This window comes from Agromyces sp. NPDC058104, from assembly GCF_042884835.1.
Taxonomy (GTDB): Bacteria; Actinomycetota; Actinomycetes; order Actinomycetales; family Microbacteriaceae; genus Agromyces.
In genome coordinates this window covers 277,881-301,334 of record NZ_JBHVTD010000003.1, presented here as the reverse complement: position 1 = coordinate 301,334, position 23,454 = coordinate 277,881, and the positions used below count along the sequence as shown (strand labels likewise).

Annotated in this window: 20 protein-coding genes and 1 tRNA gene; 12 read left to right on the top strand and 9 right to left on the bottom strand. The window is 72.9% G+C overall.

The annotated features are described in order from the left end of the window. Positions 1-16 precede the first annotated feature (16 nt). The 4 genes from ACFVTH_RS15270 to ACFVTH_RS15255 all read left to right on the top strand — a co-directional run bounded on the left by ACFVTH_RS15270 (position 17) and on the right by ACFVTH_RS15255 (position 5,107). Entirely contained in the window at positions 17-1,846 is a 1,830-nt protein-coding gene (locus ACFVTH_RS15270) for a DEAD/DEAH box helicase (protein WP_387092620.1), read from the top strand. 7 nt (positions 1,847-1,853) lie between these two features. Continuing rightward, positions 1,854-2,309, top strand: coding sequence for an RrF2 family transcriptional regulator (locus ACFVTH_RS15265; protein ID WP_387092618.1), 456 nt, complete (start codon positions 1,854-1,856; stop codon positions 2,307-2,309). 84 nt (positions 2,310-2,393) lie between these two features. After that, positions 2,394-3,566, top strand: a complete 1,173-nt coding sequence (locus ACFVTH_RS15260; RefSeq protein WP_387092616.1) for a globin domain-containing protein — start codon at positions 2,394-2,396, stop codon at positions 3,564-3,566. A 155-nt stretch (positions 3,567-3,721) separates the two neighbouring features. Next, complete coding sequence (locus ACFVTH_RS15255) at positions 3,722-5,107, top strand: MFS transporter (protein WP_387092613.1); 1,386 nt, start codon at positions 3,722-3,724, stop codon at positions 5,105-5,107. Here the strand turns inward: ACFVTH_RS15255 and ACFVTH_RS15250 are convergent. Beyond that, positions 5,059-6,312 carry a trans-sulfuration enzyme family protein gene (locus tag ACFVTH_RS15250; protein ID WP_387092610.1) on the bottom strand — a complete coding sequence of 418 codons (1,254 nt, stop codon included), beginning with the start codon at positions 6,310-6,312 and terminating at the stop codon, positions 5,059-5,061. The two genes, ACFVTH_RS15255 and ACFVTH_RS15250, sit on opposite strands and share 49 nt — an antisense overlap. A 111-nt stretch (positions 6,313-6,423) precedes the next feature. On the opposite strand from ACFVTH_RS15250, the gene ACFVTH_RS15245 reads away from it, so the two are divergent. Both ACFVTH_RS15245 and ACFVTH_RS15240 read left to right on the top strand, forming a co-directional pair. Further along, positions 6,424-6,900, top strand: coding sequence for an Lrp/AsnC family transcriptional regulator (locus tag ACFVTH_RS15245; protein WP_157424541.1), 477 nt, complete (start codon positions 6,424-6,426; stop codon positions 6,898-6,900). 178 nt (positions 6,901-7,078) lie between these two features. Further along, the gene (locus ACFVTH_RS15240; RefSeq protein WP_387092607.1) at positions 7,079-8,173 is read left to right on the top strand and encodes a VIT1/CCC1 transporter family protein; all 1,095 of its coding nucleotides are present in this window, start codon (positions 7,079-7,081) and stop codon (positions 8,171-8,173) included. On the opposite strand, the gene ACFVTH_RS15235 is transcribed toward ACFVTH_RS15240, so the two are convergent. Together ACFVTH_RS15235 and ACFVTH_RS15230 are read right to left on the bottom strand one after the other, a co-directional pair. Further along, entirely contained in the window at positions 8,134-8,799 is a 666-nt protein-coding gene (locus ACFVTH_RS15235) for a VanZ family protein (protein ID WP_387092605.1), read from the bottom strand. The genes ACFVTH_RS15240 and ACFVTH_RS15235 overlap by 40 nt on opposite strands. Next, a complete protein-coding gene (locus ACFVTH_RS15230; RefSeq protein WP_387092602.1) occupies positions 8,796-9,503 on the bottom strand; it encodes a M15 family metallopeptidase in 708 nt (235 codons plus the stop codon). The genes ACFVTH_RS15235 and ACFVTH_RS15230 overlap by 4 nt, the downstream gene beginning before the upstream one ends. Before the next feature lie 88 nt (positions 9,504-9,591). Between ACFVTH_RS15230 and ACFVTH_RS15225 the strand changes: the two genes are divergently transcribed. From ACFVTH_RS15225 to ACFVTH_RS15215, 3 genes are read left to right on the top strand one after another with little or no spacing between them, the layout of a single operon-like run. Beyond that, positions 9,592-10,332: a response regulator transcription factor gene (locus tag ACFVTH_RS15225; protein ID WP_387092600.1), complete on the top strand. Its 741-nt coding sequence runs from the start codon at positions 9,592-9,594 to the stop codon at positions 10,330-10,332. Positions 10,333-10,342: 10 nt separating this feature from the next. Next, on the top strand, positions 10,343-11,404 hold the full coding sequence (locus ACFVTH_RS15220; protein ID WP_387092597.1) for a sensor histidine kinase: 1,062 nt from the start codon (positions 10,343-10,345) through the stop codon (positions 11,402-11,404). A gap of 41 nt (positions 11,405-11,445) precedes the next feature. Next, positions 11,446-12,270 carry an SDR family oxidoreductase gene (locus ACFVTH_RS15215; RefSeq protein WP_387092595.1) on the top strand — a complete coding sequence of 275 codons (825 nt, stop codon included), beginning with the start codon at positions 11,446-11,448 and terminating at the stop codon, positions 12,268-12,270. 21 nt (positions 12,271-12,291) lie between these two features. On the opposite strand, the gene ACFVTH_RS15210 is transcribed toward ACFVTH_RS15215, so the two are convergent. The 4 genes from ACFVTH_RS15210 to ACFVTH_RS15195 all read right to left on the bottom strand — a co-directional run bounded on the left by ACFVTH_RS15210 (position 12,292) and on the right by ACFVTH_RS15195 (position 18,975). Beyond that, entirely contained in the window at positions 12,292-13,161 is an 870-nt protein-coding gene (locus ACFVTH_RS15210) for a DUF3097 domain-containing protein (protein ID WP_386941827.1), read from the bottom strand. A gap of 74 nt (positions 13,162-13,235) precedes the next feature. Continuing rightward, on the bottom strand, positions 13,236-16,682 hold the full coding sequence (locus tag ACFVTH_RS15205) for an error-prone DNA polymerase (protein WP_387092592.1): 3,447 nt from the start codon (positions 16,680-16,682) through the stop codon (positions 13,236-13,238). Next, a complete protein-coding gene (locus ACFVTH_RS15200) occupies positions 16,682-18,226 on the bottom strand; it encodes a DNA polymerase Y family protein (RefSeq protein WP_387092589.1) in 1,545 nt (514 codons plus the stop codon). The genes ACFVTH_RS15205 and ACFVTH_RS15200 overlap by 1 nt, the downstream gene beginning before the upstream one ends. Further along, the gene (locus tag ACFVTH_RS15195; protein ID WP_387092586.1) at positions 18,223-18,975 is read right to left on the bottom strand and encodes a hypothetical protein; all 753 of its coding nucleotides are present in this window, start codon (positions 18,973-18,975) and stop codon (positions 18,223-18,225) included. The genes ACFVTH_RS15200 and ACFVTH_RS15195 overlap by 4 nt, the downstream gene beginning before the upstream one ends. A gap of 95 nt (positions 18,976-19,070) precedes the next feature. Here ACFVTH_RS15195 and ACFVTH_RS15190 point away from each other — a divergent pair, with 95 nt between their 5' ends. Further along, positions 19,071-19,781, top strand: a complete 711-nt coding sequence (locus ACFVTH_RS15190) for an SOS response-associated peptidase (protein ID WP_387092584.1) — start codon at positions 19,071-19,073, stop codon at positions 19,779-19,781. Positions 19,782-19,881: 100 nt separating this feature from the next. Here ACFVTH_RS15190 and ACFVTH_RS15185 read toward each other — a convergent pair. Continuing rightward, a tRNA-Leu gene (locus tag ACFVTH_RS15185) sits at positions 19,882-19,965 on the bottom strand. A gap of 245 nt (positions 19,966-20,210) precedes the next feature. On the opposite strand from ACFVTH_RS15185, the gene ACFVTH_RS15180 reads away from it, so the two are divergent. Then, positions 20,211-21,563 (top strand): M20/M25/M40 family metallo-hydrolase, encoded by a 1,353-nt coding sequence (locus ACFVTH_RS15180; RefSeq protein WP_387092581.1) that lies wholly within the window; start codon positions 20,211-20,213, stop codon positions 21,561-21,563. A 63-nt stretch (positions 21,564-21,626) separates the two neighbouring features. Continuing rightward, positions 21,627-22,445: an undecaprenyl-diphosphate phosphatase gene (locus ACFVTH_RS15175; RefSeq protein ID WP_387092578.1), complete on the top strand. Its 819-nt coding sequence runs from the start codon at positions 21,627-21,629 to the stop codon at positions 22,443-22,445. Between the two features lie 52 nt (positions 22,446-22,497). On the opposite strand, the gene ACFVTH_RS15170 is transcribed toward ACFVTH_RS15175, so the two are convergent. Further along, entirely contained in the window at positions 22,498-23,373 is an 876-nt protein-coding gene (locus ACFVTH_RS15170) for a proteasome assembly chaperone family protein (protein ID WP_386941881.1), read from the bottom strand. Between the last annotated feature and the right edge of the window lie 81 nt (positions 23,374-23,454).

Genomic DNA, 23,454 nt, shown 5'->3' with positions numbered 1-23,454 from the left:
GCTACCCTCGAATCCAGTGAGTACAGCGACACCATCCGGGGCCCATCATCCGGGCACCTCGGCGGCCGAACACCTCTCACCCTCGTTTCCCGAGCGCGCCGCATGGGGCACCGCGTCGAAGCTGCGGGCCTGGCAGGCCGAGGCGCTCGAGCTCTACCTCGACGAACAGCCGCGCGACTTCCTCGCCGCGGCGACGCCCGGCGCGGGCAAGACGACCTTCGCGCTCCGGCTCGCCGCCGAGCTGCGTGCGCGGCGCGTCATCGACCGCATCACCGTCGTCGCTCCCACCGACCACCTCAAGCGCCAGTGGGCCGACGCGGCCGCCCGCGTCGGCATCCGGCTCGACCCCGGGTTCCGCAACGCCCACGGTCGCACGGCTCGGCACTACCACGGCGTCGCGGTCACCTACGCGCAGGTCGCCATGCGCCCCGCACTGCACCGCGAGCTGACGCTCTCGGGGCGCTCGCTCGTGATCCTCGACGAGGTGCACCACGGCGGCGACACGCTCTCGTGGGGCGACGCGATCCGCGAGGCGTTCGAGCCCGCGACGAAGCGGCTGTCGCTCAGCGGCACCCCGTTCCGCTCCGACACCGCGCCGATCCCGTTCGTGGAGTACGTGCCCGACGCGCAGGGCGTGCGCCTCTCGAAGACCGACTACAACTACGGCTACGGCCGGGCGCTCGCCGACGGTGTCGTGCGTCCCGTCATGTTCATGGTCTACGCCGGGCACATGCGCTGGCGCACGAAGGCCGGCGACGAGATGGAGGCGAAGCTCGGCGAGGACAACACGAAGGACATCACCTCCTCGGCGTGGCGCACCGCGCTCGAGCCGAGCGGCGAGTGGATCCCGGCGGTGCTTCGCGCCGCCGACCGGCGCCTCACCGAGGTGCGGCAGTCGATCCCCGACGCCGGCGGGCTCGTGCTCGCCACCGACCAGACCGTCGCGCGCGCCTACGCCGACATCCTGCAGCAGATCTCCGGCGAACCGGTGACCGTCGTGCTCTCCGACGACAAGGAGGCGTCGGCGAACATCGAGGAGTTCTCGGGCAACACCCGGCGGTGGATGGTCGCCGTGCGCATGGTCTCCGAGGGCGTCGACGTGCCCCGCCTCGCGGTCGGGGTCTACGCCACGAGCTCGTCGACGCCCCTGTTCTTCGCACAGGCGATCGGCCGGTTCGTGCGGGCCCGTCGCCGCGGCGAGACGGCGTCGGTGTTCCTGCCGAACGTGCCCGTGCTCATGGCGCTCGCGGCACAGCTCGAGCGCGAGCGCGACCATGCCCTCGATCGTCGCGGCGGCGCCGACGCCGACGACGACGGGCTCGACGACAGCCTGCTCGAGTCGGCGAACCGCGAGGAGCGCGCGTCCGAGGAGATGGAGCTCGGCACCTGGGAGGCGCTCGGCTCCGACGCGTCGTTCGACCGGGTCGTCTTCGACGGAACCGAGTTCGGCACGTTGGCGGAGCCCGGCAGCGACGAGGAGTTCGACTTCATCGGCATCCCCGGCCTGCTCGAGCCCGAACAGGTCTCGGAGCTCCTGCGCCACCGGCAGGCCCGTCAGGCGCGCCGGGCGGGGGAGCGGCGCAAGCACGCCGCGGCCGCCCAGGGCGACGGCGAGGGCGGCGAGAGCGCCGCGGCCGAGCCGGTCGCGCTCTTCCGCACGCTGAAGGAGCAGCGCTCGCTGCTCAACAGCATCGTCGGGCTCTACGCCCGGCAGAGCGGCCAGTCCCACTCGAGCGTGCACGCCGAGCTGCGGCGCGCGTGCGGCGGTCCCGAGGTCGCGCAGGCGACGGTGACGCAGTTGCAGGCGCGCATCGAGCTCGTGCGGCGGCGGCTCTCCGGGCGATGATGGTCGCGTGAAGATCAACGGGTTCGCCGACGTGTGCCTGCGCACGTTGATGCTGCTGGGGGCGCAGCAGGGCGAGCAGCTCACGAGCCGCGAGATCTCCGAGCGCATCGGGGTGCCGTACCACCACGTCTCGAAGGCGGTGCTCGAGCTGCGCCGGCGCGGCGCGCTCGACGTCGCGCGCGGCCGCACGGGCGGGGCCCGCATCACCGAGGCGGGGCTGGGACTCAGCGTCGGCGCGCTGCTGCGCTCGCTCGACGGTCACCAGGATCCGCTCGACTGCATCACGAGCGACGGCGCGAGCTGCCCGCTGATCGCGGGGTGCCGGCTGCGATCGGCGCTGCACCGGGCTCGTGAGGCGTTCTACGCGAGCCTCGACGAGCTGACGGTCGAGGGGCTCACGGCGACCTCGCCGACGGTCGTGCTGCCGCTGCCCGGCGTGCGCGGGGCATCCGCCGACGCCTGAGTTGCGCCTCGATTTCTACAGGGTGTAGAACTGATCTCGGAATCTCGCATATCAAATGCGAGATACGACGTTCCGAGGAGAACCATGCTTTCCGAGCAGTCCCGTCCCGTCATCGAAGCCACGCTGCCCGTCATCGGCGAGCGCATCGGCGAGATCACCCCGAAGTTCTACGGCCGCCTGTTCGCTGCGCACCCCGAGCTGCTCGACGGCATGTTCAGCCGCGCGAACCAGCAGAACGGCACGCAGCAGCGGGCGCTCGCGGGCAGCATCGCGGCCTTCGCCTCGCACCTCCTCGCGAACCCGGGCACGCTGCCCGAGGCGGTGCTCTCGCGCATCGCCCACAAGCACGCCGCCCTCGGCATCCCCGAGTCGGGCTACCCGATCGTCTACGAGCACCTCTTCGCCGCCATCGCCGACGACCTCGGCGAGGCCTGCACCCCCAAGATCGCCGCCGCGTGGACGGAGGTCTACTGGCTCATGGCCGACGCCCTCATCAAGATCGAGCGCGGCCTGTACGCCCGCCAGGCGAACGACGTCATGTGGGCCGACTGGCGAGTGGCCGCCAAGGAGGCGGCGGGTGCCGGCTCCATCACCCTCCGCCTCGAGCCGGCCGACGCGACGCCCGTGACCCGGGCGACCCCCGGCCAGTACGTCTCGGTGCGCGTGCAGCTCGCCGACGGGTTGCACCAGGCCCGGCAGTATTCGCTCTCGGATCGGGTCGACTCACTCACCGAGCGCGTGTTCACCACGAAGCTCGACGAGGGCGGCGAGGTCTCGCCGTTCCTGCACGGGCGGGTGAACGTCGGCGACGTCGTCGAGCTCTCGAACCCCTACGGCGACATCGAGCTCGACGACAGCGACGCGCCCATCGTGCTCGCGACGGCCGGCATCGGCTGCACGCCTTCCGCCTCGATCCTGCAGTCGCTCGCCGGGTCCTCGTCCGAGCGCCGCGTGCTCGTGCTCCACGCCGAGCAGCGTGCTGAGAACTGGGCGCTCGAGGCGCAGATGCGCGAGGCCGTCGCGGCGCTGCCAAACGCCGAGCTGCGGCTGTGGCTCGAGGAGCCCGCGACCGCCGCCGACGCGGAGGCCGGATTCATGAGCCTCGACGGCGTCGAGATGCCGGCAGGGGCGAAGCTCTATCTCTGCGGCCCGCTGCCGTTCATGCGCTCGATCCGCTCGCAGGCGATCGCGGCGGGGGTGCCCGCGACCGACATCCACTACGAGGTCTTCGGGCCCGACGTCTGGCTCGCGGCGTAGTCGCTCGACCGGTCTGGGCGCCGACGGCACGTTCGTGCCGCGGCGCCCTTCGGCGTTCCCCGGGGCTTCGGCACCCCGGCCGCTCGTCGACGGGATGCCTCGCCTCGCGCCGCGGGAAGCGACGCGTCATCCCAGCCGGCGATAGCATTGCGCCCATGGCTCGCCGCACCCGGGTGCTCGTCATCGCGATCATCGTCTCGTTCATCGCGTTCCTCGACGGAGCCGTCATCAACGTCGCACTTCCCTCGCTCGCGGAGGAGCTCGGCGGCGGTCTCGCACTGCAGCAGTGGGCGGTCGACGCCTACCTGTTGACGCTCGGCGCGTTCATCCTGCTCGCCGGCTCGCTCTCCGACTCGTTCGGGCGCGCACGCATGATCCGGATCGGGCTCTACGGCTTCGGCGTCACCTCGATCGCGTGCGCGATGGCTCCCGACGGCGTGTTCTTCGTCGTCGCCCGGGCGTTCCAGGGGGCCGCCGGCGCCCTGCTCGTGCCGAGCTCGCTCGCACTCATCGTCGCGACGTACCCGCGCGCCGAACAGGGCAAGGCGATCGGCCGCTGGACGGCGTGGACGACGGTCGCGTTCCTCATCGGGCCGCTGTTCGGCGGTCTGCTCGTCGACCTCGTTTCGTGGCGGCTCGTGTTCTGGATCAATATCGTCCCGATCGTCGTCGCGCTCATCATGCTGCGCGGCATCGCCCGCGACGAACCCGTCGCCGAGCATGCCCCGATCGACTGGGTCGGGGCGGCGCTCTGCGTCGTCGGCCTGGGCGGCACCGTGTTCGCGCTCATCGAGGGCGAGCGCCTCGGCTGGGACTCGCCGTTCGTGCTCGTACCGCTCATCGGCGGCGTGATCGCGCTCGGCGTCTTCGTCTGGTGGGAGCGCCGCACGCCGCAGCCGATGCTGCCGCTCGGCCTCTTCAAGGCCAGGAACTTCGCCGCCGGCAACCTCGCCACGCTCTTCATCTACGCGGCGTTCTCGCTGGGACCCTTCGCGATCACGATCTTCCTGCAGGAGTTCGGCGGGTTCTCGGCCACGGCCGCGGGCCTCGCCACGCTGCCGCCGACGATCATGCTCGTGCTGCTCGGTTCGTGGTTCGGCGGGCTGTCGACGAGGTTCGGCCCCCGGATCTTCATGACGGCAGGGCCGATCGTCGTCGCCGTCGGCTACCTGATGACGCTCGCCGTGACCGAGGACGTCGGCTTCTGGACCGAGCTGCTGCCCGGCATCGTGGTGTCGGGGCTCGGCATGGCGATCACCGTCGCCCCCCTCACCGCCGCCATCCTCGGGGCCGTCGACCCTGCTCGCGCCGGCATCGGCTCGGCCGTCAACAACGCCGTCGCCCGCATCGCCGGCCTCGTGGCCATCGCCTCGATCGGCGTCATCGTCGGAACGACGCTCGAGGTCGAGGGGTACGAGCGCGCCGCGATCGCCACCGCGGCGCTGCTCGTGGTCGGGGGAGTCGTCTCCTGGCTCGGGATCCGCAACCCGCCTCAGGCGGCGCGGGTCGAGGAGGCCTCCTCGGCGTCGCCGGCCGACTGATCGGCGCCGGAACCGTCGGCGCCCGTCGCGCCTGCCGCGTCGAGCGCGGCGAGCAGGTCGGCCGCGAGGTCGTCGACGTGCTCGAGCCCGACCGAGAGCCGCACGATGGCGTCGCCCGGCTTCGCCGCGGCCGCGACGGGGCGGTGCGTGAGCGACGCGGGGTGCTGCACGAGCGAGTCGACGCCGCCGAGCGACACCGCGTGGGTGACGAGCTCGCACGACTCGGTGAATCGTGCCGCCGCGTCGAAGCCGCCGGCGAGCTCGAGGGCGATGATCGAACCCGGCCCCTCGAGCTGGGTGCCGACGAGGCCCTGCGGGTCCTGTCCGGGCGCTCCCGGGTAGTGCACGCGCGCGACGGCCGGGTGGCCGGCGAGGCGTTCGGCGAGCTCGCGGGCCGTCTCCTGCTGGGCGCGGACGCGCAGCGGCAGCGTGCGGAGGCCGCGGTGGAGGAGGTAGGCGGCCATCGGATGGAGGAGGCCTCCGGTGAGCGCCCGCACGCGGCGGAGCCGCTCGACCCAGTCTCGGTCGGCGGCGATCACGCCGCCCATGACATCGCCGTGGCCGCCGAGGTACTTCGTCGCGCTGTGGAGCACGAGCGTCGCGCCGTGCTCCACGGGCCGCTGGAGCACGGGGGTGGCGAAGGTGTTGTCGACGAGCAGCGGCACCTCGCCCGCGGCGTCGGCCAGGCGACGCAGGTCGACGAGCTCGAGGGTCGGGTTCGCCGGCGTCTCGACGATGACGAGCCCGGTGTCGTGCCGGATCGCCGCCGAGACCTCGCCGACCGTCGCCCACGTCACCTCGGTGCCGAGCAGCCCGCTCTCGAGCACGTGGTCGGTGCCGCCGTAGAGCGGACGAACGGCGACGACGTGCGGCTTGCCCGCCGAGGCCGTCGCGATGAGCACGGCGGCGAGCGCGGCCATGCCGCTGCCGAAGGCGACGGCGCCGTCGGTGCCCTCGAGCCCGGCGAGCGACTCCTCGAAGCGGGCGACCCCGGGCTGCCAGAGGCGCTGGTACACCGCGGATCGCCCCTCACCGAGGTCGTGGCCGGTCGCGAGCTCTTCGTAGGAGAGGCCGCCGGTCTCGACCGAACCGAGCGGGTTCGTGGTCGAGAAGTCGATGACGGGAACGTGGGATCCGCTCGCTCGGACTCCGCTCATGCCGCCGTGGACGGCGCGGGTCTCGAGGTGCGACGACGATGTCTGCATGGCTCGCACTGAAGCAGATTCTGCTGATTCTCTCAACTCGGCCTGCACGATCATTGCGATACTCTGGATGCCTCGCAGAATCTGCAGAATCGATCCGCTTGGAGTCCAGACATGGCGCAGAAACCAGAACTCGACCGCGTCGACCGCGCTCTCCTTCAGGCGCTCTCGACGAACGCGAGGGCCTCGGGTGCCGCACTGGCCGCCGAGGTCGGCGTCGCCGAGTCGACCGTCTCGCTCCGGCTGCGGCGGCTGCAGGCGCTCGGCACCGTGCGCGGCTACCGCGTCGAGGTCGACCTCGCCTCGCTCGGGGTGTCGCTCCAGGCGCTCATCGCAGTGCGGCTCGTGAAGCACGACCGCAGCGAGATCGACGCGTTCCGGGCGCAGGTTCCGCACCTGCCGGGCGTGCTCGGCGTCTTCCACATGGCGGGCGCAGAAGACTATCTGCTGCACGTCGCCGCCCGCGACGCCGAGGAGCTGCGCGAGTTCGTGCTCTCGCACCTGACCGGCCACCCCGCGGTCGCCCACACCGAGACCAACCTGATCTTCGAGCACGTCGACGGCGACGGCTGGAACAAGCTCGTCGGCTGAGGCATCCCCGCCGTGTCGTTCGGCGCTCCGAAATGCTGTCAATCCGGGCGAATCGGCCTGCTCGGGCTCTGGTCGCCGATAGCGTGAACGTCGGCCGTGACCGCGGCCGCGCACTGGCGCGGGTACCCGGCGGCCTCCCCATCCGCCGCTGCGCCCGCGACGCGGGAGGAGAGAGCACATGACCGACGAGCAGCCCCAGGGCACCCCCGCCGATCGCGACCGCTGGCGTCGCTACCTCGCCGCCGAGCGCGCCGAGGCCGCCGTCTACCGCGAGCTCGCCGCGCGCCGCGAGGGGGAGGAGCGCGACATCCTGCTCGCCCTCGCTGCTGCGGAGGGCCGCCACGAGGCCCACTGGCTGCGCCTCCTCGGCGGCGACGACCGCGGCGTGCCCCGCGCCGACCTCCGCACGCGGGCGCTGGCCTCGCTCGCCCGACGGTTCGGCTCGATCTTCGTGCTCGCCCTCGCCCAGCGCGCCGAGGCCCGCTCGCCGTATGCGAGCGACCCGCACGCGACCCCGGCGATGGCCGCCGACGAGCGCATCCACGGCGAGGTCGTGCGCGGGCTCGCCGCGCGCGGGCGTCGCAGTCTCGCGGGCACGTTCCGCGCGGCCGTCTTCGGGGCGAATGACGGCCTCGTCTCGAACCTCGCGCTCGTGCTCGGCATCGGCGCGACGGGCGTCGCCCCGGGCGTGGTGCTCTTCACCGGCATCGCGGGCCTCCTCGCCGGCGCACTATCGATGGGGGCGGGCGAGTACGTGTCGGTGCGTTCGCAGCGGGAGCTGCTCGAGGCATCCGCCCCCGACCCGACCGCCCGTGAGGCGCTGCCGCACCTCGACGTCGACGCCAACGAGCTCGCGCTCGTCTACCGGGCGCGCGGCATGGAGGCGCAGGAGGCCGTCGAGCATGCCGCTCTCGTCGTCGCGCGCGTGCAGGCGGCCGAGCAGGTGCACGCCCCGACCGACGCCCTCGCGGTGGCCGAGCACGACGACGAGGCGGTCGGCACCGGCTTGTCGGCGGCGATCTCGAGCTTCCTCTTCTTCGCCTCGGGCGCGCTCATCCCGGTGCTGCCGTACCTCTTCGGCATGACGGGGCTCGCGGCGATCGTCACCGCCACCGTACTGGTGAGCATCGCGCTCCTGCTCACGGGGGCGACGGTGGGGCTGCTCTCGGGTGCGTCGCCGCTCAAACGGGCGTTCCGCCAGCTCGCGATCGGCCTCGGCGCCGCGGCGGTCACCTACCTGCTGGGGCTCGCGTTCGGCACCACCCTCGCCTGACCCGGCGGGTTCAGCGACGCCGGCTCGCCGGCGCGGTGCGCGATGCCGGGCCGGTCGCCGGGCGGGCCGTAGCCCAGGGGAGAGGCGACGACGACGAGGCTCGCGACGAGCGCGAGCAGGGTGCCGAGCGCGCAGATCCGCACGACGATGGCGGTCGCCCGCACTCCGAGACGCCGACGGGCGAGCCCGAGCAGGCCGACGCCGACGAGCCCGCCTGCGGCGTTCGCGATCACGTCGGTCGAGTCGGTGCTGCCGACGGCGAGCGCGTACTGCAGCACCTCGAGCACGGCGCTGGCCGCCGCGGCGACCGCCGTGACCCGCCACCAGCGCCATGCCGGCGCCAGCAGTCCGAGATAGACGCCGAACGGAACGAAGAACACGACGTTCGCGAGCACCTCGCGCGGTGCGCTTGCGCCGAACTCCGCCGTGTCGGCGAACGGCACGAGCTTGATCACCCTGCGCGGGCCCTCGCCGATCCACGGGGCCTCGAACTTCCAGAGCACGATCCAGACGAGCAGGGCGAGGTAGCCGGCGAGCAGCACGATCACGAGCGCACGGGTCGAGGGGCGCAGCCGGGATGCCTCGGCGTCGCGCGCGACCGGACCGCGCGCGGTCGTCGCGGTCATCGCTGCATCCGAGGGTCTTCGGTGGGATCGGCGTACGGCACGGGGCATCCGTCGTCGATCGCCGCGGGGCGCAGCTCGAAGTGCCACGACTCGTTCGCATAGATCTGGCAGAGGCCGTAGGCGGCGCCGTGCTGCGAGAGCCAGTAGGTGGCGTCGAACGGGCCGAGGTCGATCGCGTCGCCGTGCACGTGCGGCGAGGTCTCCGCGGTCGCGACCCAGCGCGCGGCCTCCTCCGCCGAGCCGTACTCGGCGACGGCATCTCGCAGCAGTTCGTCCTGGTAGACGGCCGACCGCCATCCGCTGTTGACGACGAAGACGATGCCCTCGGCGGCCTCGGCATCCGTCGCCGCCCGGCGGACGGCGTCGAGGAGGGCGGGGTCGAGGTTGGCGATCGCCGACTCGCCGTCGTCGAAGACCGTCACGCCGTCGCCGACCCGGCCGTCACCGGCCATGAGCGCGTCGCCGCCGTCTGCTGCTCCTGCTTCTGCTCCTGTTCCTGGAAATGCTCCGCCGCCTGCACCCGGCGCAGCCGTCGACGATCCTCCGAGAGCACCGACGACCGCCGTGACGAGCAGCGTCGCGCCGATCGCGATCGCGAGCACGATGAGCAGGGCGAACGGGTGGCCGCGACGTCGGGCAGTGGGGCGCGGTGCGGAGTCGGCCGGGCGCAATGCCGAGTCGGCGGGGCGGAGCATCGAGTTCATGCGCTCCAGCCAACGCGGGCGCGTGTTGCCGGGGCGTATGCGGATTCGCATACGCCGGCGATATGCGCCGCCTCGTACCATCGGAAGCGTGCGCGTGCTGATCGTCGAGGACGAACCACTCCTGGCCGGAGCCATTCGCGACGGCCTGCGGCTCGAGGCGATCGCCGCCGACATCGCCGGCGACGGCGACACCGCGCTCGAGCTGCTGAGCGTGAACGCCTACGACCTCGCGGTGCTCGACCGCGACATCCCCGGCCCGTCGGGCGACGAGGTGGCCCGGCGCATCGTCGCCTCCGGCAGCGGGATCCCCATCCTCATGCTCACCGCGGCCGATCGCCTCGACGACAAGGCCTCGGGATTCGAGCTCGGCGCCGACGACTACCTCACGAAGCCCTTCGCCCTGCGGGAGCTGGTGCTGCGCCTGCGGGCGCTCGACCGTCGACGTGCGCACAACCGGCCGCCGGTGCGCGAGCTCGCGGGCCTGCGGCTCGATGCGTTCCGGCGCGAGGTGCACCGCGACGGCCGCTACGTCGCCCTCACCCGCAAGCAGTTCGCCGTGCTCGAGGTGCTCGTCGCCGCGGAGGGCGGGGTCGTCAGCGCCGAGGAACTGCTGGAGCGGGCATGGGACGAGAATGCGGACCCGTTCACCAACGCCGTGCGCATCACCGTCTCCGCGTTGCGGAAGCGCCTCGGCGAGCCGTGGGTGATCGCCACCGTTCCGGGTGTCGGCTATCGCATCGACACCGGACCGGCGGCCGACGACGGGCGGGCGAGCGGTGGATCGCCCGCCGGTCGGACCGAGGACGACGGGGCAGGACGACATGGATAGGGCGCCGGGAATGAGCGTCCGCCTCAAGCTCACCCTGAGCTATGCGGGATTCCTCATGGTCGCCGGAGCCCTGCTGCTCTCGGTCGTGTGGCTCTTCCTCCTCCGCTACGTGCCCGCCGAGGCCATCGTGACGATCGGCGGGTTCGTGCCGGGGCGCGACGACCTCATCCGCGCCTTCGTGCCCGCCGTCGCGTGGGCGCTGCTCTTCCTCCTCGTGCTCGGGCTCGCGGGCGGATGGTTCCTCGCCGGGCGGATGCTCGCACCGCTGCGCCGCATCACGAAGGCCACGCGCAGGGCGGCGACGGGCTCGCTCTCGCACCGCATCGAGCTGGAGGGCCGCCGCGACGAGTTCCGCGAGCTCGCCGACAGCTTCGATGCGATGCTCGCGCAGCTCGAGGCGCACCTCGACGAGCAGCGCCGATTCGCCGCGAACGCCTCGCACGAGTTGCGCACGCCGCTCGCGATCTCCCAGGCGCTCCTCGAGGTCGCCCGCGACGACCCGCAGCACGATGCCGCGGCCCTCCTCGAGCGGCTCCAGGCGGTCAACACCCGGGCGATCGACCTGACCGAGGCGCTGCTCCTGCTCAGCCGCGCCGACCAGCAGTCGTTCGCCCGGGAGCCGGTCGACCTCTCGCTGCTCGCCGAGCAGGCCGCCGAGACCCTGCTGCCGCTCGCGGAGGAGCGGCGCATCGCCCTCGACACCTCCGGCGAGGTCGCGGTCGCCCAGGGCTCGCCGGCGCTCCTGCTGCAGCTCACCACGAACCTCGTCCACAACGCGATCGTCCACAACCTGCCCGACGGCGGCGTGGTGCGGGTCACGACGGCGTCGCGCCCCGGGGCGGCCGCCCTGGCGGTGGAGAACACCGGCGCGCCGCTCGAAGCCGAGCTCATCTCCACGCTCACCGAACCGTTCCGGCGGGGCGGCGAACGCCTCAGGAGCGATCGGGCCGGCGTCGGCCTGGGCCTCGCTATCGTGAAGAGCATCGTCCGCGCGCACGGCGGCTCGCTCGAGCTCGCGGCTCGCGACGGAGGAGGGCTCCGCGTCGTCGTGACGCTGCCCTCCTCGCCCTGACGCGTTCGTCGCCGACGCGACCGAGCTTCTCGAGGAGGACCATGACCCGCCCCGTCGCCCTCATCACCGGTGCAGGCCGCCGCAACACGATCGCCTGGGCGATCGCGACCGCACTCGCCGCCGACGGCTGGGACATCGCGTTCAGCCACCTCGGCGACTACGACCGGCGGATGCCGCTCGGCGGCGACCCCGATCGCGACCCGACCGCGCTCGAGGCGGAACTGCGGTCGCTCGGCGCCCGTGCGGTCGCGCTCGACGCCGACCTCGCCGACCCCGAGGTGCCCGCCCGGCTCCTCGCGCGCGCGGCCGAGCTCGGTCCGGTGCGCGCGCTCGTGCTCTCGCACGCGCAGAGCGTCGACTCGGGCATCCTCGAGACCTCGGTCGAGAGCTTCGACCGGCACGTCGCCGTGAACGCGCGCGCCGCGCTGCTGCTCGTGCAGGGGTTCGCCGCGCAGCTCGAAGGTGCCGACGGCGACGCCGACGGTGGTGCCGACCGCGACGTCCGCGGCGACGCGGTGGGGGAAGGCGGCCACGAGCGCGTCGGCGGTCGCATCGTCGCCCTCACGAGCGACCACGTGGTCGGCAACGTGCCCTACGGCGCCTCGAAGGGGGCGCTCGACCGCATCGTGATCGCCGCGGCGCGCGAGCTCGCGCCGCTCGGCATCACCGCGAACCTCGTGAACCCGGGCCCGGTCGACACCGGCTGGATGGACGACGCGACCCGCGAGGCGCTCACCGCCCAGCAGCCCACGGGTCGGCTCGGCATTCCCGAGGACGCGGCCAGGCTCGTGCGCTTCCTCGTCTCCGACGAGGCGCGCTGGGTCACCGGCCAGCTCATGCACAGCGACGGCGGATTCTCGATCTGAGCCGTCGTGCCGCGCGACGCCTCAGGCGGGCGTCGTGACGAAGTCGATGAGCTCCTCGACCCGGCCGAGCAGGGCCGGCTCGAGATCGCCGTAGCCGCGCACCTGCCCGAGGATGCGCTGCCAGGCGCGCGCGATGTCGGCCTGGTCCTCGTGCGGCCACCCGAACGCCTCGCAGATGCCGTGCTTCCATTCGGTGCCGCGGGGAATCGTCGGCCACTCCGCCTTGCCGATGCGCGCGGGCTTCACGGCCTGCCAGACGTCGATGTACGGATGCCCCACCACGAGCACGTGCGCGCCGTGCGGGCCGCGCGCCACGGCGTCGGCGATGCGCTGCTCCTTCGAGCCGGGAACGAGGTGGTCGACGAGCACGCCGACCCGGCGCCCGGCTCCCGGGCGGAACTCGGCCAGTGTCTCGGGCAGCACGTCGACGCCCTCGAGGTACTCGACGACGACGCCCTCGACGCGGAGGTCGGCACCCCAGATCTTCTCGACGAGCTCGGCATCGTGGCGTCCTTCGACGAAGATGCGGCTGGGCAGCGCGACCCGCGCGGGTGCGGCCTCCGCGACGAACGAGCCCGAGGCCGTGCGCAACCGGCCCGTCGGCGCCTTCGGCTTGGGTGCGACGAGCTGCACGGCTCGCCCGTCGACGAGGAAGCCGTGGCCGAGCGGGAACATCCGGTGCTTGCCGAAGCGGTCCTCGAGGGTCACGGTGCCCTTCGCGACGCCGACCACTGCGCCGCAGAAGCCCGACTCGGCGAGCTCGACGACGAGCTCGGGTTCGGCCTCGACCGTGGGGATCACCGTGCGGCCGCGCGCGCGCCAGTCGCCCGAGAGCACATCGGCGCCGTAGCGGTCGGTCGGGTCGTGGTCGAAGGGAGGCGTTGCGGGCACCGGTCGAGGCTATCGGAGGCCGGGCGTCGTGTCCGTGCGACACGAGCAGGTGCCCCGCAGCCGCTCGGCGACGCTCACCGGAAGTCGCGCGATCGCGCGGGCGCCGCGACGGTGAGCGACTCGAAGCGGTCGACGACGAGGTTCGTCACCCCCTCCTTCGACCGCTCGAGGATGCCGCGCACCACCATCGCGGGCGCCTCGCGGGCGATGCGCCGGTACCGGTTCCAGACGCCGACCCCGGCGATCACGTTGAGGGTGCCCGACTCGTCTTCGAGGTTGAGGAAGGTGATGCCCGAGGCGGTCGCGGGGCGCTGTCGATGCGTCACGACGCCGCCGACCTCGACCCGCCGACCCGACTCGACGTCGCGGAGACGGTCGATGCGGATCGCCCCGCGCTCGTCGAGTCGCTCGCGGATGTGCCGGATCGGATGGTCGTCGGGGGAGATGCCGGTCGACCAGAGGTCGTAGACGACCTGCTCGGCGGGCGAGAGCATCGGCAGGAGCGGCGGCTGCACCACGACGACCGAGCCCGGCAGGAACTCCGCGCGGTCCTGCGCCGCCTCGCCGGCGAGCCAGAGCGCCTCGCGCCGGGCGAGCCCGAAGCCGTCGAAGGCGCCGGCGGCGGCGAGCGCCTCGAGCTGCTCGGTGTCGAGCCCGCCCCGCCGCGAGACATCCGCCATGTCGCGGTAGGGCCCGTTGGCCTCGCGCTCGTCGACGATGCGCTGCGCCACCTGCTCGCCGATCGCCTGCACATCGGCGAGGCCGAGCCGCACGGCGAAGGCGGCATCGCGCCGGTGCTCGGCAGAACGGTCGGGCGCCGAACGGTCGAAGTCGCCGATCGGCGGCTGCTCGGCATCAGTGCACGCGTGGAGCCCGCTCGGCGGACGGCGGCGGTCGTCGGGCGACCACGCGGCATCCGCCCCGCCGTCTGCACCGAGCACCTCGAGCCCGGCGTGCGCACCCGAGCGCAGCACGTCGGGGCGGAGCACGCGCACCCCGTGGCGCCGTGCGTCGGCGGTGAGGGTCTGCGGCGAGTAGAAGCCCATCGGCTGCGCGCGCAGCAGCGCGGCCAGGAACGCGGCGGGGTAGTGCAGCTTGAGCCACGAGCTCGTGTAGACGAGCAGCGCGAAGGCGAGGGCGTGGCTCTCGGCGAAGCCGAAGTTCGCGAAGGCCTCGATCTTCTCGTAGATCGCCATCGCGTCGTCGTCGGAGAGGCCGTTCTGCGCCATGCCCTCGAAGAGCTTCGCGCGCAGCTTCGAGATCTTCTCGACCCCGCGCTTGGAGCCCATCGCCCGCCGCAGCAGGTCGGCGTCGGCGGCGGTGCAGCCGCCGACCGCGACCGCCATCTGCATGAGCTGCTCCTGGAAGAGCGGCACCCCCAGGGTGCGTTCGAGCACCGGCTTCAGATTCGGGTGCAGGTAGCTGACCTCCTCTTCGCCGGTGCGCCGCCTGATGTACGGGTGCACCGCGCCGCCCTGGACCGGGCCGGGCCTGATGAGGGCGATCTCGACGACGAGGTCGTAGTAGCGGCGCGGCTTCAACCGGGGGAGCGTGCCCATCTGCGCCCGGCTCTCGACCTGGAACACGCCGATCGAGTCGGCACGGCAGAGCATGTCGTATACGGCGGCCTCTTCTTTGGGAATCGACTGCAGCTCCCACACCTCGCCCGTGTGCTCGCGCACGAGGTCGAAGGTGTACTGCAGTGCGGCGAGCATGCCGAGCCCGAGCAGGTCGAACTTCACGAGCCCCATCCAGGCGCAGTCGTCCTTGTCCCATTGGAGGACCGTGCGGTTCGGCATGCGGGCGTGCTCGATGGGGCAGACCTCGCCCACCGGCCGGTCGGTGAGCACCATGCCGCCCGAGTGGATGCCGAGGTGCCGCGGGAAGCCGAGCACCTGCTCGGCGAGCGCGATCACGGGCGCGGGGATGTCGTGGTCGTCGGTCTCGACGACGGCGCCCCAGCGCTCGACCTGGCGCGACCACGCGTCTTGTTGCCCGGTGCCGTAGCCGAGCGCCTTGGCCATGTCGCGCACCGCGACCTTCGGCCGGTAGCTGATCACGTTCGCCACCTGCGCGGCGTTCTGCCTGCCGTACTTCGCGTAGACGTACTGGATGATCTCCTCGCGGCGGTCGGAGTCGAAGTCGACGTCGATGTCGGGCTCCTCGTCGCGCAGCGCCGAGAGGAAGCGCTCGAAGGGCAGGTCGAACTTGATCGAGTCGACCGCGGTGATGCGCAGCGCGTAGCAGACGGCCGAGTTCGCGGCCGAGCCGCGCCCCTGGCAGAGGATGCCCCGTCGCCGGGCCTCGCTCACGAGGTCGTGCACGATCAGGAAGTAGCCGGGGAAGTCCTTCTGCTCGATCACCGCGAGCTCGTGCTCGAGGCGCGCGCGCACGTGCTCGGGCACGCCCGGGTAGAGCTCGGCGGCCCCCTGCCAGACGAGCTCGCGCAGCCAGCTCATCGGGGTGTGCCCCTCGGGCACCTCTTGTCTCGGCAGCCGCGGACGCGCGCTGCGCAGCGTGAAGCCGAGCTCTTCGGCGAGCACCACCGAGTGCGCGACCGCGCCCGGGTAGCGGGCGAAGCGGGCCTGCATCTCGGCGCCGCTGCGCAGGTGCATGCAGTCGGAGGCCGGCAGCCATCCGTCGAGCTCGTCGAGGCTGCGCCGGGCGCGCACCGCGGCGAGGGCGTTCGCGAGCCGGTGCTCGGGCGGGGTCGCGTAGTGCACGGCGTTCGTCGCGAGGAGGGGGAGCCCTGCCCGTTCGGCGAGGCCGGCGAGCACGTCGTTCGCGCGCTGGTCGGCCGGAGACCCATGGTCGAAGAGCTCGACGACGACCTGCTCGCGCCCGAAGAGCGCGACCAGGCGGTCGAGCTCGCGCCACGCCGCATCGGCGCCGCCGTCGGCGAGGGCACGGCGCACGGCGCCCTTGCGGCAGCCGGTGGGGATGACCCACTCGCCGCCCGCGTGCTCGGCGAGCGCCTCGAGCGCGTAGACCGGGCGGCCCTTCTCGCCGCCCGCGAGCTGCCCGGCGGTGATCGCAGAGGCGAGCCGGTGGTAGCCCTCCTCGCGCCGGGCGAGCACGAGCAGGTGCTCGCCCTCGGGGTCGGCCGCACCCGTCTGCGGGGCGCTGAGCCCGAGCGAGAGCTCGGCGCCGAAGACGGTGGCGAGCTCGGGGAAGCTCTCGGCGGCCTCGGCGAAGCGCACGATGCCGTAGAAGCCGTCGTGATCGGTGATCGCCATGCCCGAAAGCCCGAGGCGATGCGCCTCCTCGACGAGCTGCTCGGGTGCCGAGGCGCCGTCGAGGAAGCTGTAGTTGGAGTGCGCGTGCAGCTCGGCGTAGGGCACCACGGGCCCGACGGGTGCCGTGAGGCCCTCGCTCGGTCGATACGGCTGGCGCTTGCGGCTGAACGCCGGGCCGTCGCCGCCGTCGGCGATGAGCTTCGACGCGCCCGGGTTCGGGCGGCGCCGGTCGGAGAGCGTGCGCTCGAGCTCGGACCAGGGGATCTCGGGGTTGTTCCAGCCCATCAGTCGTACCTCGCCTCGGCCCACCAGCCCTCGTCGTCGCGCACGAGCAGCCACGCGCACCCGTCGTGGTCGACGAGCTGGAAGCGGTGCACGCGACGGGCGCGCTCGGCGTCCCACCAGCGTTCGACGACGGGCCACGGCCCCGCCCACGCCCGCACCTGCGCGGGGGCGCCGCGGCCGACCGCGAAGCGCTCGGGCGGCGCCGAGATCGCACCGCGGTCGTCGATCGCGACGGGGGCGCCCGCCGCATCGAGCAGGGCGACCGGATGCCGCTCGCGGAACACGCTCGCCGGTGCGAGTTCGGGCAGGCTGCCGGGCCACGGCGCCTCACGGCGCTCGGGCGGGCGATCGCCCCAGGGCACGAGCACCTGACGGTCGGCGAGCATCCGACCGCCGCCGACCGCCGCCGTCACCACCCCCTCGTGCCCGAGCATGCTCTGCACCCGGGTCAATGCGTGGTGCACGCGCTCGTCGGGGCCCTGGCCCCAGAGCCCCGTCTCGTGGTTCGCGGTGCCGTCGACCCGCTCGGGGATCACCCGCAGCCTCGTGATCGGCGAGGCGAGCCCGGTGTCGGCGGTGCCGGCGCCCTGCAGCTGCCAGCGAACCCGGTCGACCACGTCGGCAGGGGTGAACCAGCGCGGGTGCAGCCAGCTGCGGGCGGAGTGCCCGCCGCGCTCGTCGTCGAGCTCGACCCTGATCGCCGTGCACACGAGCCGCGCCGCCCGCATGCGGTCGATGAACTGCTCGGCCGGCACGCGGAACGCGAAGGCGAGCTGGTCGATGCGGTCGAGGGGCGGCTCGAACTCGGCCGTCGTCTCGAACTCGGGCGGAGGGGTGCGCGCCGCGACCGCGGTCGCCTCGCGCCCGGCGGCCCGATCATGGCCGAACGCCCCGGCCGCGCCGAAACGCCGGCGTACGTCGCCCTGCGGCAGCGCCGCGAACTCGCCGAGGGTGCGCACGCCGAGCCGGTTGAGCAGCGTGCGGGTGCGTTCGTCGACGACGAGGCCCACGGGCAGGGGTGCGAGGAACGCGGCCGAGCCGCCCGCCGCCACGATGCCCACGGGCGAGGAGCGCACGGCCCGTGCCGCCTGCTCGGCCGCGAAGGGGCCGTCGGCGATGCCGACCCTGGCGCCCTCGACGCCGAGCCGCTCGACGGTCTCGAGGAGCGCCTGCGCCGCGGCATCCTCACTGCCGTAGTACCTCGCCGGCCCGCGCGCCCGCATCGCGAGCGTGCCCGGCCGCACGATCTGCACCCCGGGCACGGTCTGCTCGACCTGCCGCACCACCGGCTCGAAGGCGCGCACGTCGAGCACCGGGTCGTAGGGCAGCACCGTGATCGCGGGGGAGCGGTACTGCGCCTCGCGCAGCCGCAGCCCGCGCACGACCCCGTCGCGACGTGCGGCCGCCGAGCACGAGTGCACTGCACCGCCCTCGGTCAGCGCGAGCGGCGCCCCAGGGTCGAGCCCCGCCTCGCGGGCGGCCGCGAAGACCGGCCAGTCGGGGCACCAGAGCACGATCGCACGGGCGGCGGAGACGGCGGTCATGCCGGCCTCCGGAAGTCGGGGTGGAGCACGGGGGCGAGCCTCGGGGCCGCTGCCGGGCGGGCCGGGCCTGCGTCGCCCGCCGCGTCGGCGGCCACCGCGAACCCGAGCGCACGGTCGGGCAGGCGAAGCCTCGAGCGTCGCCGCTTCGCGAACCCGCCCCGGCCGGCCGCGCTCACGACGACCTCGCGCTCGTCGAGCAGCCCGTGCCCCAGCTCGAGGCCGTGCCACTCGCTCACCTCGACGCCGAGGCTCGCATCGGCGCCGGGCCAGGCCCCTGCGGCGATGAGCGTGGCCCCGCGCTCGCGCAGGCGGGCCGAGAGGCGCGACGCCTCGGCGGGGCTGACCCGCTCGGCAGGCCGGACGGCGACGACGGGGATGACGTCGGCCAGGGCCGCCACCACCGCGAGCCACTGCCGGCCGGGCTCGGGCACGAGCACGAGCCGGTCGAGTTCGATGCCGAACCGGTCGGCCGCCTCGACGCCGAACTCGGGCATGCCGACGACGGCGACCCAGCGCCCGCTCGCCGAGGGCGCCGCGAGCAGGGCCATCACGAGGGTGGTCGACCCCTGCGCCTCGACGACGGTGCCCTCACGGAGGCTGCCGCCCGGCAGGAGCCCCGCGAAGGCCGGGTGGGTGGGCACCGCGCGGGTCTCGAGCCGGATCGACTGCATGCCGTGGATGCGCGCCTGCAGCTCGTCGACGCGCTCGAGGCGAGCGGTCGAGGAGGGGAGCGGAGCAGCCGGTGTCACCACTTCAGTTTCGAACAAATGTTCGAAGGTGGCAAGTCGGATGCACCGTCCGTCCACCCGGCTCGGATGTCGGCGGGGCGGGGTAGCCTGACCGCATGTGCGGACGCTTCGTCATCTCCGATACCGCCCCCGACCTGGTCGAGCTCTTCGACGTCGACACGGTCGGCGAGGGGCTGCCCGAGCCGAGCTGGAACGTGCGGCCGACCGAGCAGATCCCCGTCGTCATCGAGTCGAACAAGGAGGGGCCGGTGGTGCGGCGCCTCGAGTCGGCCCGCTGGTCGCTCGTGCCCTCGTTCTCGAAAGAGCTGAAGCTCAAGTACCCCACCTTCAACGCGCGCTCCGAGGGGGTCGCGACCTCCTCGGCGTTCCGGGCCTCGCTGCAGGGCAAGCGGGCGCTCATCCCCGCCGACGGCTACTACGAGTGGCACACCGTCGGCAAGCGCAAGACGCCGTACTTCATCCACGCAGAAGAGGGGCCCATCGCCTTCGCGGGGCTGTACTCGTGGTGGCGCGACCGCTCGAAGGCCGACGACGACCCCGACCGCTGGGTGCTCACCGCGACGATCATGACCGCCGACGCGACGGGCGGGCTCGCCGACATCCACGACCGCATCCCGGTCATGCTGCCGCCCGAGTTCTGGTCGACGTGGCTCGATCCAGAGACGAAGGGGGACCAGTCGCTCGTCGACCAGGCGGTCGCCGCGTTTCGGCCGATGGTGCCCGAGCTGCGGTTCCACGAGGTCGCCCCGCTCGGCGACAACGGTCCTGAGCTCATCGCGCCCGTCGAGCCGAGCGAGACGCTCTGACCGGCTCCGTATTCGCGACGGCTCCGAGCCATGCACGGGGAGAGCCCTGAAACGCGAGAAGGCCGGATCAGCATCTGATCCGGCCTTCTCGACACAAGCGTGCGCGAGGGGGGACTTGAACCCCCACGCCCGTTAGGGCACTAGCACCTCAAGCTAGCGCGTCTGCCATTTCCGCCACCCGCGCTTGTGTCTTCCGCTGATCTCTCAGCGGCCGTAGAAGAGATTAGCACGGTTCCGAGGGGGTGTTTGACCAAACGGCGTGCTGCGGTGCCCATGGAAGGCGAAACCCCGGATCGCGCCGGAGAAAACAGGTTTCCGGCGCCCGCGACGACCGCTGCGGAGGCCCGGATCGCCGGGCGGGCGGGACCGGCCGGGTCAGCACGGGTCGCCTGCGAGCCACGACGGGGGAGCACCCAGTACCGTGGACGCATGGCCGAGGCATCCGCGACCCCAGAGACGAACGCAGCGACGGACACGGCGGCGACACCGCCGGTGCTCGACGAGACGGCCGTGATCGCCCGCGATCTCATCCGCTTCGACACCTCGAACTACGGTTCGGGCCGCGCGAACGGCGAGCGCGAGGCCGCCGAGTACGTCGAGGCCAGGCTCGCCGCCCTCGGGCTGGCGCCGCAGCTGTTCGAACCCGAACCCCGGCGCACGAGCGTCGTCGCACGCGTGCCCGGCCGCAACCCCGAGAAGCCGGCGCTCGTCGTGCACGGCCATCTCGACGTCGTGCCCGCTGACGCGCGCAACTGGAGCGTCGACCCCTTCGCCGGCGAGATCCGCGACGGGCTGCTCTGGGGCCGTGGCGCCGTCGACATGAAGGACATGGACGCGATGATGCTCGCCGCACTCGGCGACATCCTGGGCTCGGGGCGGCTGCCAGAGCGCGAGCTCGTGTTCGCCTTCTTCGCCGACGAGGAGGCGGGCGGCGGCGCCGGCTCGAGCTGGCTCGTCGATCACCACCCCGAGCTCTTCGCGGGGGCGACCGAGGCCATCAGTGAAGTCGGCGGCTATTCGATCACGGTCGGCGGGCGGCGTGCCTACCTGCTGCAGACGGGGGAGAAGTCGCTGCTCTGGATCAAGCTCGTCGCGCGCGGCGTCGCGGCGCACGGGTCTCGCCGCATCCGCGACAACGCGATCACGCGCCTCGCCGAGGCGGTCGCGGTGCTCGGCCGGACCGACTGGCCGATCCGGCTGACCGACACGACGCGCGAGCTCCTCGGCGAGATCGCGGGCGTCCTCGGCGTCGACCCCGAGCAGGTCTCGCCCGACGAGCTCGCCCTCGCGACCGGTTCGGCATCGGGGTTCATCACGGCGACGCTCCGCACGACCTCCAACCCGACCCTCCTCGAGGCGGGCTACAAGCACAACGTCATCCCCGACCGGGCCGAGGCGCTCATCGACATCCGCACCCTCCCGGGCGAGGAGGAGGCGGTGCTCGCCGAGGTGCAGGCGCTCGTCGGCGACGACGTCGAGATCGAGATCGTGCACCGCGACGTGGGGCTCGAGAGCCCGACCTCCGGCAGCCTCGTGGACGCGGTGAAGCGCTCGCTCGAGCAGCACGATCCGGGAGCCCCGGTGTTCCCGTACCTGCTCTCGGGCGGCACCGACAACAAGGCTCTCAGCCGGCTCGACATCGCCGGCTACGGCTTCGCGCCGCTCCGGCTGCCCGAAGGCTTGGACTTCCCTGCGATGTTCCACGGCGTTGACGAGCGGGTGCCGCTCGACGCACTAGTCTTCGGGAGGCAGGTCCTCCGCGACCTGCTCCTCGAGTACTGACCGGCCCGTCGAGGCCGAAGCAGAGATCCGCCGCGCGCGGAGACGGAAGGCGACAACAACCACGTGATCGAAGCGCTCATCCTCGGACTCGTCCAGGGCCTCACCGAGTTCCTCCCGATCTCCTCGAGCGCCCACCTGCGCATCCTGGGGGAGTTCCTGCCCGGGGCGCAGGATCCGGGGGCCGCCTTCACCGCGATCACCCAGCTCGGCACCGAGACGGCAGTCGTCGTGTTCTTCTGGCGAGACATCGTGCGCATCATCTCGCACTGGTTCGGCTCGTTCACCGGTCGCGTGCCCCGCAACGATCCCGACGCGCGCATGGGCTGGCTCATCATCATCGGCTCGATCCCGATCGTGGTGTTCGGCATCCTCTTCCAGGACGCGATCGAGTCGACGCTCCGATCGCTCTGGATCACCGCGACGATGCTCGTCGTCTTCGGCATCATCCTCGGCCTGGCCGACTGGGCGGGGGCGAAGCGCCGCAAGCTCGACCAGCTCACGTACCCGCACGGCGTGCTGTACGGCTTCGCGCAGTCGCTCTCGCTCATCCCGGGCGTCTCGCGGTCCGGTGGCACGATCACGATGGGGCTCCTGCTCGGCTACGAGCGTGCCGCCGCCGCCCGCTACGCCTTCCTCCTCGCGATCCCGGCGGTGTTCGGCAGCGGCTTCTTCCAGCTCGTGAAGAGCCTCGACGAGCCCACGGTCTACGGCCCGATCGAGACCGCGGCGGCGACCCTCGTCGCGTTCGTCGTCGGCATCCTCGTGATCGCGTTCTTCATGAGCTGGATCTCGAAGCACAGCTTCCTGCCGTTCGTGATCTACCGCATCGTGCTCGGCGGCGCGCTGTTCGCGATGCTCGGAACCGGCGTCATCCAGGCCTGACCGCCGCCGCGACCGTGCGGCCGCATCGCGGCACGCGTGCGTCGCACGCCCCTCAGGGAGCGACCGGGCCGCCCCGCCCGTCGGCGCGCCCCTCGGGGCCGTCGCCGCGGCGGCGGAGGTAGCGTTCGAACTCCTGCGCGATCGCCTCGCCGCTGGCTTCGGGAGCGTCGACCGCGTCGCGCGCCTGCTCGAGCTGCGCGATGTAGCCCGCCATCTCCTCGTCCTCGGCGGCGAGCGCGTCGACGCCGGCCTCCCACGCCTGCGCGTCGACCTCGAGGCTGCCGCGCGGGATGGAGAGGCCGGTGAGCTCCTCGAGCTTGCCGAGGAGGGCGAGCACGGCCTTCGGCGACGGCGCGTTGTGCACGTAGTGCGGGACGGACGCCCAGAGCGACACGGTCGGGATGCCTGCGCGCTCGGCCTGGTCGGCGATGACGCTCAGGATGCCCACGGGCCCCTCGTACGTCGAGCGCTCGACGCCGAGCGCACCGCGCACCTCGGGGTTCTCGCTCGAGGCGAAGACCGTCAGGGGTCGGGTGTGCGGGGCGTCGGCCAGCATGGCGCCGAGCAGCACGACGCCGTCGACGTCGGCGGCGAGCGCCGCGTCGACGAGCTCGGCGGCGAATCCCTTCCAGCTGCGCGCGGGCTCCGCGCCGATGAGCACGTGCAGGCCGGATGCCCCGGGGCCGGTCACCGGGTCGTCGAGATCGACCCGGCCGCTCGGGCCGAGGATCGCGGCGCCCGGCCACTCGAGCCGGCGCGCGCCGTCGTCGCCGGTGACGATCGTGGGGCGCGTGAACTGGTAGTCGAAGTAGATCTCGGGGTCGACCGCGGCGATCTCGACGAGGCCGAGGCGCTCGCTCAGGAGCTTCGCGGCTCCGGTCGCCGCCTCACCGGCGTCGTTCCAGCCCTCGAAGGCCACGACGAGCAGCCTTCGAGCTTCGAACCCGGCCGGCTGATTCACTGGTGGTGCCCCGCTTCCCGCCCCGGACGCCCGGGGTCCTCTCCACAA

Coding starts and splice junctions, on each gene's coding strand:
- ACFVTH_RS15245 (WP_157424541.1), top strand. CDS start 6,424: ATGGCGCAGAAACCAGAACTCGACCGCGTCGACCGCGCTCTCCTTCAG.
- ACFVTH_RS15220 (WP_387092597.1), top strand. CDS start 10,343: ATGAGCGTCCGCCTCAAGCTCACCCTGAGCTATGCGGGATTCCTCATG.
- ACFVTH_RS15240 (WP_387092607.1), top strand. CDS start 7,079: ATGACCGACGAGCAGCCCCAGGGCACCCCCGCCGATCGCGACCGCTGG.
- ACFVTH_RS15260 (WP_387092616.1), top strand. CDS start 2,394: ATGCTTTCCGAGCAGTCCCGTCCCGTCATCGAAGCCACGCTGCCCGTC.
- ACFVTH_RS15205 (WP_387092592.1), bottom strand. CDS start 16,682: ATGGGCTGGAACAACCCCGAGATCCCCTGGTCCGAGCTCGAGCGCACG.
- ACFVTH_RS15215 (WP_387092595.1), top strand. CDS start 11,446: ATGACCCGCCCCGTCGCCCTCATCACCGGTGCAGGCCGCCGCAACACG.
- ACFVTH_RS15250 (WP_387092610.1), bottom strand. CDS start 6,312: ATGCAGACATCGTCGTCGCACCTCGAGACCCGCGCCGTCCACGGCGGC.
- ACFVTH_RS15230 (WP_387092602.1), bottom strand. CDS start 9,503: ATGAACTCGATGCTCCGCCCCGCCGACTCGGCATTGCGCCCGGCCGAC.
- ACFVTH_RS15200 (WP_387092589.1), bottom strand. CDS start 18,226: ATGACCGCCGTCTCCGCCGCCCGTGCGATCGTGCTCTGGTGCCCCGAC.
- ACFVTH_RS15235 (WP_387092605.1), bottom strand. CDS start 8,799: ATGACCGCGACGACCGCGCGCGGTCCGGTCGCGCGCGACGCCGAGGCA.
- ACFVTH_RS15255 (WP_387092613.1), top strand. CDS start 3,722: ATGGCTCGCCGCACCCGGGTGCTCGTCATCGCGATCATCGTCTCGTTC.
- ACFVTH_RS15180 (WP_387092581.1), top strand. CDS start 20,211: ATGGCCGAGGCATCCGCGACCCCAGAGACGAACGCAGCGACGGACACG.
- ACFVTH_RS15190 (WP_387092584.1), top strand. CDS start 19,071: ATGTGCGGACGCTTCGTCATCTCCGATACCGCCCCCGACCTGGTCGAG.